The sequence below is a fragment of the Pseudovibrio sp. JE062 genome (assembly GCF_000156235.1).
In the GTDB taxonomy this organism is placed as follows: Bacteria; Pseudomonadota; Alphaproteobacteria; order Rhizobiales; family Stappiaceae; genus Pseudovibrio.
On record NZ_DS996806.1, the window covers coordinates 357,087 to 372,737 of the forward strand.

Sequence of the window (15,651 nt, forward strand, 5' to 3'; positions counted from 1 at the left end):
GCAGGTCTTTGATGTAAGACCCCGGGTAAAATATTCAATGCAATCAATCGTGATGGTTCGCGATCAAACAGTCAATGCAGTAGCTTCACGTGCCCGCTTTTCAATGCCTGCCCAGTCTTCAGATTCAATTGCTTTTGCATCTGCAATCCAGGAGCCACCAACGCAGAGAACGTTTGGCAGAGCGAGGAAGTCACGTGCATTGCCAAGGTTGATACCACCAGTTGGGCAGAATTTAGCCGCAGCCAGTGGAGAAGACAGACCTTTCAACATCGGAGTGCCACCAGCTGGTACTGCCGGGAAGAACTTGAGGCGCTCGTAGCCAGCTTCCAGAAGCTTCATCACTTCGGAAGCTGTTCCTGCGCCCGGAAGAAGTGGGGCTTGCGGGAAGTCTTCAGCTGCTGCGATCAGGTTGTCTGTAGCACCAGGTGAAACAACAAAGGTTGAGCCCGCTTTGACCGAGGCTTCGTACTGCTGATGGTTGAGGACAGTGCCAGCGCCAACCAGTGCGCCTTCCACATTGTCAGCCACTGCTTTGATGCAGTCCAGTGCGTTTGGAGTGCGAAGCGTGATCTCAATGCCCGGAATGCCGCCACGGACGAGCGCTTCTGCCATTGGAACTGCTTTTTTAGGGTCATTTACAATGAGAACTGCGATCACCGGGGCGGCGGTCATGATTGCTTCTACACGCTCGATATTCTGAGCCATTACACTGTCTCCATTGCGCTGACCACGTCAGCATTCCTTTGGGTTTTGATAGTCTGCTCCAGATTGAAAACGCGTGCGCCGGTATCGGCAGAGCTCACGTTTGCTCTGAAGCTTGCGAATAATTCTCGTCCCGTTCCACTCTGGCAGCTTTGCAGGTCTGCCGGGGTGATTTCACGTAGGGCTAATTCTTCAGCTGGAACAAGCAGTTCCAGTGTGCCATTAACTGCATCGAGGCGCAGCAGGTCGCCGTCTTTCACCTTGGCAATCAGGCCTCCGTCTTTCGCTTCGGGAGTAACATGGATTGCAGCTGGAATCTTGCCACTTGCGCCGGACATGCGGCCATCGGTTACAAGTGCGACTTTATAGCCCCGGTTCTGCACAACACTGAGTGGTGGTGTCAGTTTATGGGCCTCTGGCATGCCGCAGGCTTGCGGGCCCATATAGCGGAGGACGACAACCACATCTTTGTTGAGTTCTCCCGCCTTGAAGGCTGCCTCAACATCTTCCTGCGTATGGAAGACCTGAGCGGGAGCTTCGATGATGTGTCTGTCCGGGGCAACGGCAGAACTTTTGATGATGGCAGCGCCAAGGTTACCTTTGAGCACTTTGAGGCCGCCGTCTTTACTAAAGGGAGCGGACATTGGTGCGAGGATTGTCTCGTCCAGAGCTTTTGCTGGTGCCAGTTTGCGGAGAACACTTCCGTCATCATTCAGAAAGACGTTGACCGTGTAGCCATCTAGCCCTGTACCGTTGACGGTTTTGACATCTTCATGCAGCAGGCCAGCGCTGAGCAGTTCACGGATGAGGAAGCCCATACCACCGGCAGCTTCAAAGTGGTTCACATCGCTCTTGCCGTTTGGATAAACGCGTGCCAGCAGCGGGATGATTTCAGAGAGGTCTGAAATATCCTGCCATGTCAGCTGAATGCCAGCTGCTGCTGCGACTGCAACGAGGTGCATGGTGTGATTGGTTGAGCCGCCTGTTGCATGGAGGCCAACAACACCGTTTACAATCGCGCGTTCGTCGATGATCTCGTAAAGCGGCGTAGGCGTGCTGCGCTGTGCTGTAAGCTCAACAACCTGAGCAACTGCTTCTTCGACTAGGGCTTTACGTAGTGGTGTCAGCGGGTTGATGAAAGAGCTGCCCGGCATGTGCAGGCCCATGATTTCCATGAGCATCTGGTTGGAGTTTGCTGTGCCGTAGAAAGTACAGGTGCCCGGAGAGTGGTAGGAGGCGCTTTCTGATGCCAGCAGCTCTTCGCGTGTAGCTTTGCCTTCAGCAAACAGCTGACGGATGCGGGCTTTCTCATCGTTGGCGATGCCGGAGGTCATTGGGCCAGCAGGGAGGAAGATTGCTGGCAGGTGACCGAAGGACAGTGCGCCGATCAGCAGACCGGGAACGATCTTATCACAAACACCGAGGAATACGGCGGCGTCGAACATGCCGTGGGACAGGCCAACGGCGACGGACATGGCGATCAGGTCACGGGAGAACAAAGACAAGTCCATGGCGGGCTGGCCTTGCGTGACGCCATCGCACATGGCTGGCACCCCCCCAGCGACCTGAGCGGTAGCCTGAATTTTACGGACTGTTTCGCGGATGATTTCCGGGTAGCTCTCGTAGGGTTGATGCGCTGAGAGCATGTCGTTGTAAGCGGTGATAATGCCGAGGTTTGGCTGCTTGTCTGTGGCGAGGTGCTGTTTATCTGCTGCAGGGCAGGCCGCAAAGCCATGCGCGAGGTTGGTGCAGCCAAGGTTAGTGCGTTGTGGTGCGTTGGTGTGCTGCGCCTTCATGCGACGAAGATAGTCTTGTCTGCTTGTAGCGCTGCGCTCGATTATGCGATCTGTAATCTCTTTGAGGCGAGGATGAACCATGTCTTGTGCTCTGCCTTTTGTTCTTTGACTTTTCATCAGCCAAACCGAACGGCCCTTAGCGGGATTGGGAGGAGGGGAATCCCTGTATTGAGCCGTTTTAATCGATTTAAATTCTGAACCTAATTTTTATTTTGACAACTCTGCCCATAGGCAACTTTGATTGTTTCGGAGATTGGCGCAAGTGGGAGAAATACTTGCTTGGGTGAAGAGGTGCCGGTGGACCGGCACCTGATGCTTAATCAGTAGGTTTCATCATGCCATGTACGGCCATCACGCTCGATGAGGGCGATGGAGGCTGATGGGCCCCAGGTGCCTGAGGTGTAAGGCTTTGGAGCTTCTTTGATCTGGGACCAGTGCTCGAGGATCGGGTCGATCCACTTCCAAGCTGCTTCCACTTCGTCGCGGCGCATGAACAAGGTCTGGTTGCCACGGATCATGTCCATGATGAGACGCTCATAAGCATCCGGGTGACGGGAGCTGAAGGCTTCTGCGAAGGTCATGTCCAGCGGTACTTCACGCAAGCGCATGGAGCCTGGGCCCGGGTCTTTAATCATGACCTGCATCTTCACGCCTTCATCAGGCTGTAGGCGAATGACCAGTTTGTTTGCAGCAATCCGACCTGCGTCTGGCAGGAAGATGGAGTGCGGCAGGTCTTTGAACTGGATGGTGATTTCAGAAACACGGGCAGCAAGACGCTTGCCTGTGCGCAGGTAAAATGGAACGTTGGCCCAACGCCAGTTCTCGATGTCTACCTTTGCCGCTACGAATGTTTCAGTGCTGGAATCGTCGCGGCCCAGTTCTTCAAGGTAGCCTTTTACAGCACCACCTGCGGAAGCGCCCGCGCGGTACTGACCACGAACGGTGTTGCGTTCCACCATTTCAGCGCTCATTGGGCGCAGGGCTTTGAGAACTTTCAGCTTCTCATCACGAACACTGTCTGGTGCCATGGACTCAGGTGGCTCCATTGCGACGAGACAGAGGAGCTGGAGCAGGTGGTTCTGGACCATATCGCGAAGAGCACCTGCGGTGTCGTAATAGCCAGCGCGGCTTTCGACGCCCAGTGTTTCAGCCACAGTGATCTGAACGTGATCGATATGAGCTGCATTCCAGAGAGGTTCGAACAGTACGTTGGCGAAGCGCAGAGCCATGAGGTTCTGTACGGTTTCTTTGCCGAGGTAGTGGTCGATACGGAAGATCTGGTGTTCTTTGAAGACAGAACCGATGGTCTCATTGACTTCGTGTGCAGACTTGCCGTTTTTGCCGATTGGCTTTTCGATGGTCACGCGGGACTTTTCTGTCACCAGATCGTGCTCTCCGAGAGCAGAACAGATTGGGCCGAAGAAGTCTGGAGAAACTGAGAGATAGAAGGCGCGAACAACGTCTTCGCGGCCAGAGAGCTTTTCTTCCAGTGCTTCCCAGCCGGTGTTTTGCGCAACGTCTACAGCAACATACTGGATACGAGCGAGGAAGCGTTCCAGTGCTTCTTGATCTACTTCGGCAACGTGCTCGCAAATAGCTTTGCGGGCCCAGTCGCGGTATTCGGTGTCGCTGAGCTGACGGCGGGAGACGGCGATGATGCGGGCGTCCTCACCCAGATGACCGACTGGTTCGCGGTGATAGAGAGCCGGGAGCAGCTTGCGGTGTGCAAGGTCGCCGGTGCCTCCAAATACAACGAGATCAAATGGGTCTGATTGAGTTGGACGGTTCGCCATGGAGTTCCCTTAGTCGTGAGCCGGTATCGGATATCCGACTTCAATTGCTTGGCATGCGTTTTTCAGTTGGAGAAATTGCAAGAGCAAGCCCGCAGGCCAACTGAATTAAATTTGATTGTAGAGTTGTGAGAGGCGCGGATCTGGGGCCGCAAGCTCGGCAGCTGGGCTGCTCTTATGTGCGTCAAAACTCATACAAAGGTTGCATTTATGAAATTGCACCTCTGTTTGATGCGGGTTTCATCAAATTGCAAGCAAAAATACGAATGTGCCTAGAAAGTAGGCAAATCAGACTGCCGAAAGGGGATCTAGAGACCAAAAACATCTTGTTTCTGTGGGTTTTGTTTTCTCACTGACATGATTTGTACAATTCCAACAAGCATTTGTATTGGCGGCATTGGGGAGCCCGCAATCTTTTGCTAGGCTTGCCCTTAGGGAAATATAAATGAGGGAGTAACCCAATTGCTTCCTCTGGGAGGACATCACATGGGATCTCGCCAGCAGAAGATTGCCGGTTTAAAAACACTCATTGATCAAGGGCAGGGCAATGCACCTGCTGATCTTGTGCTGAAAAATGTTGAGCTGTTCAGTGTAATCGACGGCAGCCTGACCAAGACCGATATTGCAATCTCAGGCGAGAAGATTGTTGGCACCTATGACACATATGAGGGCGTCAAAGAGATAGACTGCAGCGGTAAGATCGCTGTTCCCGGCTTTATTGATACCCATCTGCACGTGGAATCATCTTTGGTCACTCCTTTTGAGTTTGACCGGTGCGTGCTGCCCCATGGTGTGACGACGGCGATTTGTGATCCGCATGAGATTGCGAATGTGACTGGTGCAGCAGGGATCAAGTATTTCCTCGATAGCTCGTTGGAAACCATTCTGGATTTACGGGTGAACCTTTCTTCTTGTGTACCTGCGACCCAGTTTGAAACAGCAGGTGCTCGATTGGAAATTGACGACCTTATGCCGTTCAAGGACCACCCGAGTGTCATTGGTCTTGCGGAGTTCATGAACTTCCCGGGGGTTCTGGCGGGTGATCCTGATGCTTTGGCAAAGATTGCGGAGTTTGAAGGCGAGCACATTGATGGCCATGCTCCGCTGGTGCGCGGCAAGGCGCTGAACGGGTATCTTGCTGCGGGAATTCGCACAGATCATGAAGCGACGACAGCGGAAGAGGCGCTGGAGAAAATATCCAAGGGGATGACAATCCTGATCCGTGAAGGATCTGTCTCCAAGGATCTGGATGCGCTCGCACCGGTGCTTACGCCTGAACGGGCGAGCTTTGTGGCACTGTGTACGGATGACCGGAACCCACTGGATATTGCGGAAGAGGGACATCTGGACAGTCTCATCAAGCGTTTGATTGCGCATGGATGTGCGCCGCGTGATGTGTATCGGGCGGCGAGTTGGTCTGCAGCCAATGCGTTTGGGCTTCGTGATCGTGGCTTGCTCGCACCGGGATGGCGTGCAGATATCGTGCTGCTGAATGATCTGGAAAGCTGCGATGTAGATCAGGTGATTAGTGGTGGCCGCGTCGTGACCAATGAGTTATTTGCGAGCCGCAAGCTGGTTGAGCCAGAAGGGCTGCTGGATAGTTGCCATGCTGAGCCGGTGCATGCTGAGAGTTTCCGCGTGCCTGCGCAGCGGGAGACCTCCGTGATTGGGGTGAAGCAGGGGCTTATCATCACGGAGCATTTAAGGATGGATCTGCCGGTTGAGCAGAACTTCTCTCAGATCGATCTGGGGCAGGACGCCATCAAAGTCGCGGTCGTGGAGCGTCACGGCAAGACTGGTAACATCGCGACTGGTTTCGTGAATGGTTTTGGCATGACAGCCGGGGCAATCGCATCTTCTGTTGGGCATGACAGTCACAACATCTGTGTGGTCGGTGCTGATGAAGAAGCGATGGCGACTGCGGTGAACAGGTGCATTGCACTGCGCGGTGGCTTTGTTGTTGCAGATGGTAATCAGGTGCTGGCGGAGATGGAATTGCCGCTTGCTGGATTGATGAGTCTGGAGCGATTTGAGGTGGTCAAAGAGCGTTTGGAAGAGCTGCGTGCTGCCGCAAAATCGCTCAATTGTGTGCTGCCGGAGCCGTTTTTGCAGGTCGCATTCTTGCCTCTTCCGGTTATTCCCCACCTTAAAATTACAGATTTTGGCTTGTTTGATGTGTCGAGTTTTCAGCTCATACAATAGAGCAGGGCGTTGATATCTCTGAGTTTCTCTAGAAAAAATCAGTGGAATGGAAGAAAGTGTCGCATTGAAGTTCAATCGTATGTCTGGGTTGACGTAATGGTCAGCCTGTCCCAAGTTCCACGCAAAGCATGATGAAATAAGGTTTTTCTGATATGTTGCGCACATGAACCTTGGCGCTCAGCTTCGGTTTCCTGTCAACTTCGTCTGAAGAACTATAATAATTCGGGGAGGAGATCTGCGCATGGCGACAGGTCGTGAGGGACAAGTGGAATTTCCAATTCGTACTATCGATAGCTATCTGGATGATACCGTAAAGAACTATGCGCATCGGCCTGCTATCTACTTCATGGGCAAGACAACAAGCTACGGCGAATTGGGAGATTTCGTTGAGCGTGCTGCGGGTGCCCTGCAGGCGATGGGTGTGAAGAAGGGCGACAAGGTTGGCCTTTGTCTGCCAAACACGCCGTACTACACCATCTTCTATTTTGCGATCATGAAAGTTGGCGGCGTCGTCGTAAACTTCAACCCGCTTTATGTTGAGCGCGAAATCGCGTTCCAGGCGCGGGATTCTGGTGCACGCATCATGGTGACCATGGATCTTTCCGTGATCTATGATCGTGTTGAAGCTGTTCGTCAGGAAGGCGCGCTGGACAACATCATCGTCTGTCCAATGGCTGACATCCTGCCTCAGCCAAAGAAGCTGCTGTTCCAACTGTTTAAACGCAAAGACGTTTCCAACATTCCTGCTGACAGTGCTCATATCCGCTTTAAGGATTTCCTTGCAAAGTCCAAAGGCGTTACGCCGGTTGCGATTGAGCCTAAGGAAGATGTGGCGATCCTGCAGTATACCGGTGGTACGACTGGTGTACCGAAGGGCGCGATGCTGACGCATTACAACATCACCTCCAACATGGAGATGCTGGAGAGCCATTACGGTGGCTTGAAGCGCGGTTACGAGAAGACGCTCTGCGTGCTGCCGTTCTTCCATGTGTTTGCGATGACCGTGCTGCAGAACCTTTCTATCCTTGGTGCAGCAGAAATGCTGCTGATGCCGCGGTTTGATCTGAAAGATCTGCTGGATCTGGCTGCCAAGAAGAAGCCAACACTGTTTGCTGCGGTGCCAACACTTTACACGGCGATCAACAACAGTGAGCTGACCAAGAACTACGATCTGACTTCAATCCGCTATTGTATGTCTGGTGGTGCGCCGCTTCCTGTGGAAGTGAAGCAGAAGTTTGAAGCGCTGACCGGCTGTGTTCTGGTGGAAGGCTATGGCCTGACCGAGAGCTCACCGGTGGCCTCTGCGAACCCGATGGACGGAACAGGTAAAGACGGCTCAATCGGCGTTGTTATGCCGGGTACAACTGTTGAGTTCCGTGATCTGGATGAGCCTGAAAAGGTTGTTGCTCCGGGTGAGAAGGGTGAGCTTTGCATCATCGGTCCGCAAGTGATGAAGGGCTACTGGAACCGTCCTGATGAGACAGCCAAGACGCTGGAAGGTGGCCGTGTGCTGCATACCGGTGATGTTGGTTACATGGATGAGGACGGATTCATTTTCCTCGTAGACCGCATCAAAGATCTGATCATTTGCTCCGGTTACAACGTATATCCGCGTGTGATTGAGGAAGCGCTGTACCAGCATGCGGCTGTGGCTGAAGTGATCGTGATTGCGATCCCGGATGGATATCGCGGTCAGGCGCCGAAGGCCTTTGTGAAGCTGAAGGATGGTCAGAGCGCGACTGAAGATGAACTCAAAGAGTTCCTGAAGGGGCATATCTCCAAGATCGAGATGCCGAAAGCGATTGAGTTCCGTGATGAGCTGCCAAAGACAATGGTTGGCAAGCTCTCCAAGAAAGAGCTGGTTGAAGAAGAAGCTGCCAAGACGCGCGCAGCTGAAACCGCGACCTGATCTTTCTGCTATCTGACAAAGAAAAAGCCCTCGCAGTTTGCGAGGGCTTTTTTGTTGGAGAGGCAGATCTGCTCTAGTGCGTTTTCGACGGGGCTGTTCCGGTTGCCACCTTCTTGCCCAGCACTGTTTCACGGTGCAGGGTGTATAGGGAGGCTGCAACGATGATTGCGCCGCCGAGGTAAGTGGTCCAGAGCGGCCAGACACCGAAGATCACGACCGAGATAATCGCCGCGTAGACGAGGCGGATGTAGTCGAATGGTGCGATTGCGGAAGCTTCACCAAACTTCAGAGCCTGAATGTTGCTCATCTGCGCGCCCCAGCTGACGCCAGCCAGACAGAGCAGCAGGATTGCGTCGTTCAGATCGATGGAAACCCAGTTGTAGATGCCGAACGGAGCCATTATCAGGCCGACGAAGGTTGCCTGAAAGGTCAGGATCGTAATTGGCTGATCTACCTGAGTGACCTTGCGCAGGATGATGCCGACCAGTGCAGCACACGCGGAGGCGAGGATCGCCATGAAGCTGTAGATGCTCATTTCTGCGCCGGTGCCGGGCTGAACGATGATCATCACACCTAGGAACCCTAGGATGGTTGCGGATATACGGTGAACGCCGATGACTTCTTTCAGAAAGAAGACGGCGAAGATCGTGATGAAAAATGTGCGTGCAAACCCAATCACTGTGCTTTCGGCAAGTGGCAGGTGAATGACGGCTGTGAACCCGAAGTACATTGCTGAGGAAGCAAGCAGGATGCGTCCCAGATGAAGCAGTGGAGCCTGTGTTTTGAGTGAGCCCGGAAAACCTCTGATAATGACCGGCGCTGAGATCACCAGCATGAAAAACTGGCGAAGCATAAGGATTTGAGTAACGTGTAGACGGTCGCCGAGCAGCTTAATGATTGTGCTCATAACGGCCATAAGAAATGTTGCCAGAAGGGCCCAGCAGATGCCGCGTGTATTGTTAGACAGGCTTTGCCATTTTTCGGAAAACCTTGTTTTTAACGCAGCAGGTGATGAGCTGCCTTCAGGCTCTGCTGAAGGAACAGGCATGTAACTGCTTTCGAAGCTGCCTTGTTACCGGCAAAAGGACCAGACCCGATGTCCGGTGCAAAATGGTGCGCACCTTTGCGGCGTGCAAATGTAACAAGGATCAGATGGGTGTATGACTTAAATAACCTAATGTTCGCGGTTTGGTCAAATTCTAAAACAAATTTTAGATTGAGAGTTTCGACAGAGAGCGCGAAGCTCCTGACAACTTAGAGCTACAAACATCTCTCCGCATTTTGCTCCAGATGATGTGTTAGTGACGTTAAGTTACTCTGGAAACAACACCTCTGTGGTGCACCAGAAAACACTTGCAGGTTGAGAAAACCACTGTACGTTCTCTGCTGATACGTAAAAAGCTGTATTGGGAGGTGCGGTGTTGGGTCGCTCTCCAGATTTTTGAGGTTTTCATGAATCAGGTTGCTACACCGAAGTTTGGAGTTGGTGCTCCCGTTCGCCGTAAAGAAGATGCCGCTTTTATCTCCGGAAAGGGTCATTATACGGATGACCTGAAAGTGGAAGGTGCAGCGCATGCCGTTGTTTTGCGGTCTTCTTTGGCGTTTGCAAAGTTCACTCTGGGGGGATTGGACGATGCGCGGGCCATGGATGGTGTACAACTGGTTCTGACTGCTGCGGATATTGAGGGGACGAACTCCATTCCGTGTAAAGCCGTGCTTCGACAGCTGGATGGCACGAAGCACTGGGTGCCTCATCGTGAAGTTCTTTGCTCTGACACGGCCCGGTTTGTTGGCGATGCGCTGGCCTTTGTTGTGGCCGACACGGTGGAACAGGCGCGGGCGGCCATGGAGATGATTGAGGTCGATTATGAAGATGTCGATCCTGCAATTGGAACTGAGGCTGCGCTAGAGGATGGTGCACCGCTGGTTTGGCCGGAGCATGGATCCAATGAAGCCTTCAACATTGGGATGGGTAACAAGGAAGCGATGGAAGAGGCCTTCCAGAATGCGCACCATGTTACCAAGATTAAAGTGGTCAATAACCGTCTGGTTTCCAATGCGGTGGAGCCGCGGGCCTGTATTGGTGAGTTTGATGGCGACAGTGGACGTTACACACTGACCACCGGAACGCAGGGCGGTCATGCTATGCGTGATCTGATTGCCAAGAACATACTCAACGTCGACCCAAAAGATATCCGCGTTGTGACGCCGGATGTGGGCGGTGGTTTTGGAACCAAGATGTTCACCTATCTTGAGTATCCGCTATGTCTGATCGCCGCAAAACGTCTTGGTCGTCCGGTGAAATGGCTTCAGGAACGGACTGAGCATTTCATGTCTGATGCTCATGGGCGAGATAATGTATCCACGGCAGAGCTTGCGCTCGACGAGAACGGCAAGATGATCGGCCTCAAGGTGCATGTGCTTGCAAACATGGGGGCTTACCTACACGAGTTTGGTCCGGGTATTCCTCAGGTGGGTATCACGATGACCTCAGGCCTCTATGATATCCCCGCCACATGGGTGGAAGCGACTGGCGTTTATACCAATACAGTGCCGGTTGATGCCTTCCGTGGGGCAGGGCGTCCTGAGGCGCTTTATCTGATGGAACGGTTGGCTGATAAGGCTGCGCATGAGATGGGCATGGATCCAGCGGAGTTCCGCCGTAAGAGCTTTATCCCCGACGACGCCTTACCTTATACAACAGCGCTCGGACGCATGTATGATACTGGTTCCTTTGGTGCTCATCTGACCAAGGCGTTGGACGAGATCCATTACGGCACTTTTGCGGAGCGAGAAGCGGAGAGCAAGGCCAAGGGCCTATACCGCGGTATTGGCTTGTCGACCTATGTGGAGGCCTGTGCCTTTGCGGGTGGTGAAGAGGCCAAGCTTGAGCTGAACAAGAACGGCAGTGTGACATTGCTGATCGGGACGCAGAGCAACGGTCAGGGTCATGCGACAGCTTATGGTCAGGTGATTGCCGAGTATCTTGGTTTGCAGCTTGATCAGGTTGAGATGGTGCAGGGGGATACGGACCGTGTGGCGACCGGTGGTGGCACTGGTGGATCACGTTCGATCCCGATTGGATTGCCTTCTGTGAAGGCGGCCTCTGAGACACTGGTTAAAAAGATCAAGGAGATCGCCAGTGAAAAGCTGGAGGTTGGTGCTGCGGATCTGACGCTGGAAGCCGGGCAGGTGCGTGTGGTCGGAACTGACCAGCAGATCAGCCTTGCTGATGTTGCGGGATCACAGCCGGATACCTTGAGCGCTGCAGAAAAAGTCATGCAGGATGAGTGCACTTATCCGAATGGCACGCATGTGTGTGAAGTGGAGATTGATCCGGAAACCGGGAAGACGGACGTGGTCAATTATGTGATCGTGGACGACTTCGGGGTGACGGTGAACCCGATGCTTCTTGCTGGCCAGGTGCATGGTGGTACCGGGCAGGCGATCTCTCAGGCGCTATGTGAGAACACGGTTTATGATGAAACCGGACAGCTGCTGTCAGCATCCTTCATGGACTATCATGTTGCGCGTGCTGATGATTTGCCGAGTTTTGATTTCTCGACAAGCAACGTTCCTTCCACGACAAATGCGATGGGCATTAAAGGGGCTGGTGAGGCTGGTTCTATTGGCGCGGCGCCGGCGGTGATGAATGCTGTGCAGTATGCGCTGCGCAAGAATGCCGGGGTTGAGCATATAGATATGCCCGCGACGCCGGTTGCTGTTTGGAGTGCTATTCAGGATGCTCAGGGCTGAGCGAAGCTATTACCAGACATTGAAACGGGATTGTGCAGGCGGGCTGGTGTCCCGCCTGTTTTCGTAGGTATCAGAATGCTTTGAAGGTAATGATGGTTCTGGTGTCCTGGATGCCTTCGAAGACCTGTACCTTGTTGGCAACGAAGTGTCCGATGTCTTCATCGTCGTTGATGTAGAACTTGGCCAGCAGATCGAAATCCCCGGAAGTGGAGTAGATCTCGGAGGCGACTTCCGCGTCTGCGATGGCGTTGGCAACCTGATAGGTTTTTCCGAGCTGGCATTTGATCTGTACAAAGAACGGAATCATTAATCTGCTATCCTTCTGTCCCGTAAGCCTGTTTTGTCTTTCCGGGTGCGCTCAAAATTGAGTTTGCGTTGTTTTGTGAGCATTTTGCGTTGAAGCTGCGTTTTTTTGCAAGCTTTTGCGTTTTTTAAGCGAAATCTACCCCCAGTTGCCTATTGTCGCGGTCTCTCGTTTCCACTTGCAGTTCGCTTGTGGGTTTGCTAGCAAAAAATTCTAACCAATGGGGGTGCTCGGTAGTGACTGCCGGGCTGAGAGGCGGAAGGCCAACTCCTAGAACCTGATCCGGGTCGTGCCGGCGGAGGGAATTGGGATGAGTACCAAGGTAATCGTTCCCGCCGTAATCAATAGGGAGCGAAACAAATGTCCTACAAAGCTGAAGATCTCTGGCAAGTGTTTGAGAACCTGCGTGAGCGTGGTGTGCGGGTTCATTGCCTGACGAACTCTGTTGCGCAGAGCATTACCGCGAACATTATGTTGGCCTGTAACATTGTACCGTCCATGACAGCCGCTCATGATGAAATTCCTGCATTCGTTCAGGGTGTCGACGGGTTGCTGGTCAACCTTGGGACGCTAGATGGAAAGCGCAGGCATGGGATCCGGTTGGGGCTTGAGAATGCTGCGAAGAAATCTATCCCCGTGGTGCTGGACCCGGTTAAAGTGGATCGTACTGACATTCGCATGGAGTTTGCGAAGGACATTTTGCAGGACAACATCTCCATCCTGAAAGCAAATATGACTGAAAGCGCTGGGCTGAGTGGAGCGGTCCGTGAGGATACGCTGCTTGTACGCACCGGAAATGAAGATGCGGTGTTTGGCCGGGAGGCAACCTACACCATCGGCAACGGGCATGCCTATATGGACAAGGTGACTGGCATCGGCTGTGCATTGGGGGGAGTACTGGCGGGTTTTGCTGCTGTTGAGCCGGATCAGGAACTTGCCGTGGTTGCGGCGCTGGCTGTCTATGGTGTATGCGGCGAGATTGCCGCAGAGCAGGCAAATGGGCCGGGAAGCTTCACTCCAGCTTTCATCGATACCCTCTATGGCTTGAAGGCTGACCAATTCAACGAGCGCCTCAAGCTCGAAACAATGAATAATAAAGGTGGGGTATTGGCCTAATGAGTGCGATTGCAGTCACAATTGCGGGCTCGGATTCAGGCGGTGGTGCTGGCGTTCAGGCAGACCTGAAAGCCTTTTCGGCTCGCGGTGTTTATGGGGCCAGTGTGATCACTGCGCTGACGGCCCAAAACACCAAAGGTGTGACAGCCATTCATGATGTGCCGCCAGCATTCGTGGCGGACCAGATGGATGCTGTTTTCTCTGATCTGAAGGTGGATGCCGTGAAAATCGGCATGCTTTCACAGCCAGAGATTATCGATGTTATTGCCACAAAGCTGGCGGAATATGATGTTAAGCGCGTCATCCTTGACCCGGTGATGGTTGCAACTTCTGGTGATGTTTTGTTGCAAACCTCCGCTGTTTCGGTCCTGAAGCAAAAGCTGTTTCCTATGGCGGTGTTGATTACGCCGAATATGCAGGAAGCGGCCTTTTTGCTGGACCAGCCGGTGGCCGGATCCCGTGAAGATATGCACAGCCAAGCTTTGCTTCTGCTGGACATGGGCGCAAACGGGGTTCTGCTGAAAGGCGGACATGGATCTGATGATACATGTGATGACCTCTTCCTCTCCCGCGATGTGGAGAGGTGGTACACGGCGCCAAGGCATGAAACGCAGAACACACATGGGACTGGCTGTACCCTGTCTTCTGCGATTGCGGCGGAACTGGCCAAGGGGCTGGCGCTGCAAGACGCCATTGGCGAAGCGAAAGAATATATTAGTCAGGCGATTAAAGCTGCAGATACGCTTGACGTAGGCGAGGGACATGGGCCTGTGCACCATTTCCACGAATTCTGGTCTGAATAAAAGGCGGAGATAATGACCAAGAACAAAGATAATAATCTGACCCGCCGACAGGCGCTGGGGCTAACCGCTGGGGCGGTTGCTGGTGGCGCTGCACTTGCTGCACCTGCTCTGGCTCAGGATGCTGAACCGGTGATCGAATGGCGCATGGTGACCAGCTGGCCGAAGAACCTGCCAGGTCCAGGAATGTCTGCGCAACGCATTTGTGACCGCATCAACATTATGAGTAATGGTCGGATGCGTGTACGCCTGTTTGCTGCAGGTGAGCTGGTTCCGGCTTTTGAGGTGTTTGACGCTGTTTCAAGCGGCACTGCACAGATGGGCCATTCCGTTGCTTTGTACTGGGCTGGCAAGATGCCGGGCTCAGTGTTTTTTACAACCGTTCCTTTCGGTCTGCTGCCTCAGGAGCATACTGCCTGGGTGGATCAGATGGGTGGTCAGGAATTATGGGATGAGCTTTACGCGCCGTTTGGCGTGAAGCCGTTTATGGCCGGTAATGCTGGCCCAACCATGGCGGGCTGGTATCGTGAACCTGTTGAAACGCTGGATGACCTGAAAGGGCGCAAACTGCGCATGGTTGGTCTCGGTGGTGAGATCCTGCGCAAACTGGGCGTTACCCCGGTCAACATTCCAGCTGCAGAAATCTTCACCAGTTTGCAGACCCATGTGGTGGATGGCGTGGAGTTCCTCGGACCTTGGACTGACAGTGCGCTGGGCTTTCACAAACTGGTCAAATACTATTACGGTCCGGGCTTTAATAAGCCAAACGGTACTGGCGAAGCGATTGTGAATGCGGTTGCGCTGGAAGGTCTTTCTCCTGAGCTTCAGGCGGTGGTTGAAGAGGCTTGCCGTGTGGAAGCTGATCTGGCGCTTTCTGAGGCCAATGCACAGAATGCAGCGAGCCTGAAGGTGCTGCAGGAAGAGCATGGGGTAGAGGTGCGTGAGTTCCCTGAAGAGGTTCTTGCTGCCTTGAAGGAAACCAGCATTGAGGTGCTGGATATCTATACCCAGAAAGACAAAATGGCTCGTAAGATTTATGAGAGTTACATAGAAGCGCAGGGGCTTCTGGCCGGCTGGAGCGCCCTTTCGCTGGGCAAAAACATCGCTGCAAGAAGCTAACTGGCTCATCAAACCGTGTTTAAAAGACCCTCCACTCGGAGGGTCTTTTGTTATGTGGAGGTTTTGCCACAGAAAATGTTTCAGTTTACTTGCACGAAATACGCATAACTAAATGCATGGAGCATCTACTGTCATTGATGTTTTGTGAAGGTGGGCA

11 protein-coding genes and 1 riboswitch are annotated in these 15,651 nt (G+C 53.2%); of the genes, 6 read left to right on the plus strand and 5 right to left on the minus strand.

All coding sequences use genetic code 11. The features are described 5' to 3' along the window. Positions 1-63 precede the first annotated feature (63 nt). The 3 genes from eda to zwf all read right to left on the minus strand — a co-directional run bounded on the left by eda (position 64) and on the right by zwf (position 4,291). Positions 64-705, minus strand: coding sequence for a bifunctional 4-hydroxy-2-oxoglutarate aldolase/2-dehydro-3-deoxy-phosphogluconate aldolase (eda, locus tag PJE062_RS06015; protein WP_008547654.1), 642 nt, complete (start codon positions 703-705; stop codon positions 64-66). Next, positions 705-2,579: a phosphogluconate dehydratase gene (gene edd, locus PJE062_RS06020; protein WP_008547911.1), complete on the minus strand. Its 1,875-nt coding sequence runs from the start codon at positions 2,577-2,579 to the stop codon at positions 705-707. Before edd ends, eda begins: the two co-directional genes overlap by 1 nt. A gap of 239 nt (positions 2,580-2,818) precedes the next feature. Beyond that, positions 2,819-4,291, minus strand: coding sequence for a glucose-6-phosphate dehydrogenase (gene zwf / locus PJE062_RS06025; protein WP_008547511.1), 1,473 nt, complete (start codon positions 4,289-4,291; stop codon positions 2,819-2,821). A 483-nt stretch (positions 4,292-4,774) separates the two neighbouring features. Here zwf and ade point away from each other — a divergent pair, with 483 nt between their 5' ends. Beyond that, positions 4,775-6,490, plus strand: a complete 1,716-nt coding sequence (gene ade / locus PJE062_RS06030) for an adenine deaminase (RefSeq protein ID WP_008547583.1) — start codon at positions 4,775-4,777, stop codon at positions 6,488-6,490. Positions 6,491-6,731: 241 nt separating this feature from the next. Next, complete coding sequence (locus tag PJE062_RS06035; RefSeq protein ID WP_008548061.1) at positions 6,732-8,399, plus strand: long-chain fatty acid--CoA ligase; 1,668 nt, start codon at positions 6,732-6,734, stop codon at positions 8,397-8,399. Between the two features lie 73 nt (positions 8,400-8,472). Here the strand turns inward: PJE062_RS06035 and PJE062_RS06040 are convergent, their stop codons facing one another. Continuing rightward, a complete protein-coding gene (locus tag PJE062_RS06040; protein ID WP_008547450.1) occupies positions 8,473-9,447 on the minus strand; it encodes a DMT family transporter in 975 nt (324 codons plus the stop codon). Positions 9,448-9,851: 404 nt separating this feature from the next. Between PJE062_RS06040 and PJE062_RS06045 the strand changes: the two genes are divergently transcribed. Next, positions 9,852-12,155, plus strand: coding sequence for a xanthine dehydrogenase family protein molybdopterin-binding subunit (locus PJE062_RS06045; RefSeq protein WP_008547832.1), 2,304 nt, complete (start codon positions 9,852-9,854; stop codon positions 12,153-12,155). A 70-nt stretch (positions 12,156-12,225) separates the two neighbouring features. Here PJE062_RS06045 and PJE062_RS06050 read toward each other — a convergent pair whose 3' ends face one another. Beyond that, positions 12,226-12,462 (minus strand): Lrp/AsnC ligand binding domain-containing protein, encoded by a 237-nt coding sequence (locus tag PJE062_RS06050; protein ID WP_008547452.1) that lies wholly within the window; start codon positions 12,460-12,462, stop codon positions 12,226-12,228. Between the two features lie 209 nt (positions 12,463-12,671). Then, positions 12,672-12,780: riboswitch (TPP riboswitch) on the plus strand. A 39-nt stretch (positions 12,781-12,819) separates the two neighbouring features. Between PJE062_RS06050 and PJE062_RS06055 the strand changes: the two genes are divergently transcribed. The 3 genes from PJE062_RS06055 to PJE062_RS06065 are packed head-to-tail and all read left to right on the plus strand — an operon-like array spanning position 12,820 to position 15,494. After that, positions 12,820-13,575 (plus strand): hydroxyethylthiazole kinase, encoded by a 756-nt coding sequence (locus PJE062_RS06055; protein WP_008547425.1) that lies wholly within the window; start codon positions 12,820-12,822, stop codon positions 13,573-13,575. Then, on the plus strand, positions 13,575-14,378 hold the full coding sequence (gene thiD, locus PJE062_RS06060) for a bifunctional hydroxymethylpyrimidine kinase/phosphomethylpyrimidine kinase (protein WP_008547996.1): 804 nt from the start codon (positions 13,575-13,577) through the stop codon (positions 14,376-14,378). The genes PJE062_RS06055 and thiD overlap by 1 nt, the downstream gene beginning before the upstream one ends. A gap of 12 nt (positions 14,379-14,390) precedes the next feature. After that, entirely contained in the window at positions 14,391-15,494 is a 1,104-nt protein-coding gene (locus tag PJE062_RS06065; RefSeq protein WP_008547949.1) for a TRAP transporter substrate-binding protein, read from the plus strand. Positions 15,495-15,651: the final 157 nt, after the last annotated feature.